The organism is Blautia sp. OM06-15AC (assembly GCF_003481425.1).
Lineage (GTDB): Bacteria > Bacillota > Clostridia > Lachnospirales > Lachnospiraceae > Fusicatenibacter > Fusicatenibacter saccharivorans.
This window is the reverse complement of record NZ_QULD01000031.1, coordinates 1-1,159: the sequence shown is the minus strand read 5'-3', so window position 1 is coordinate 1,159 and position 1,159 is coordinate 1. Positions and strand designations below refer to the sequence as shown.

Below are 1,159 nucleotides of genomic sequence, written 5' to 3'. Positions count from 1 at the left end.
CTGGATTACCGAGCTGGGAGAAAAACGGAAAGAACTGCTTGCACAAAAGGCGGCGGAGGAAGCGACACTTCTTCCCAATCTACTGATGAAATATATGGAGATACGAAAGGAAGAACGGAAGGACTGGACGAGGTCTGGACAAAATCGGGGGACTTCACAGGACTTAAAGGCAGTCAGCGAAGCCCTGTCCTATCTCCAGCAAAAGGGGCTTTCCACTGTGGAGGACTTAGAAGCATTTCTGGAATCTTCCGGGAAATCAGCCGCAGATTACCGCAATCAGATGAAGCCAAAGGAAGCCCGAAGCAAAGTGATTGACGGGATTCTTGCCAGCCGGACAGACTGCAAGGAATGTAAGCCTGTCTATGAGAAGTACCAGAAGATATTTTTCAAGAAAACAAAGGAGAAATTCAAACAGGAATACTCGGAGGTTGCCCGGTATGCGAAAGCCGCCGCCTACCTTGCCAAGCACCCGGACGATAAGGACAGTACCCAAAAGGAGCTGCAAGAGGAGCAGGAAACGCTTCTGGAAGAAATTGCAGCCCTGAAAACACCGCTGACCGAGGTACAGGAGGATTTGAAGAAGCTGCGGGACATTCGCTACTGGGTACGGAAAGCCACCCCCGGCACAGAAGAAAGCAAAGAGCCGCCCAAGAAACAGCCTATCAAAGAAGTCTTGCAGGATAAGGCTGACGAGAAAAAAGCACAAAGAACTGTCCCGGCACAGACGAAACACAAACAACAGGATATGGAACTTTAACAGGCACTTGCCATTTTCAATCAGAGAATGTCAGGTGCTTTTCTTATTTTCAAGGAGGGATAGATTTGAATGTATTTGAAGCTGTGAAGCAGTCCGTCACAACAAGACAGGCTGCGGAGCATTATGGAATCCATGTAGGTCGGAACGGGATGGCTTGTTGCCCGTTCCATCACGATAAAACCCCAAGCATGAAGCTGGATCGGCGTTACCACTGCTTCGGCTGCGGTGCGGATGGGGATGTGATTGATTTTGCCGCCGCCCTGTATGGGCTGGGAAAGAAAGAAGCCGCCGTACAGCTGGCACAGGACTTCGGGCTTTCCTATGAGGACTGGAAACCGCCGGGAAAGGCAAAAAAGCCCAAGCCCCGGCAGAAATCCCCGGAGGAACAGTTTCAGGAAGCAA

At 50.6% G+C, this 1,159-nt stretch carries 1 protein-coding gene and 1 pseudogene; both read left to right on the top strand.

The window, feature by feature from the left end:
• Positions 1 to 757, top strand: a pseudogene (locus DXB83_RS16310) (MobQ family relaxase); the annotation flags it as partial.
• A gap of 65 nt (positions 758 to 822) precedes the next feature.
• On the top strand, positions 823 to 1,159 hold a 337-nt coding region (locus DXB83_RS16305), incomplete at its 3' end, for a CHC2 zinc finger domain-containing protein (RefSeq protein WP_243108947.1).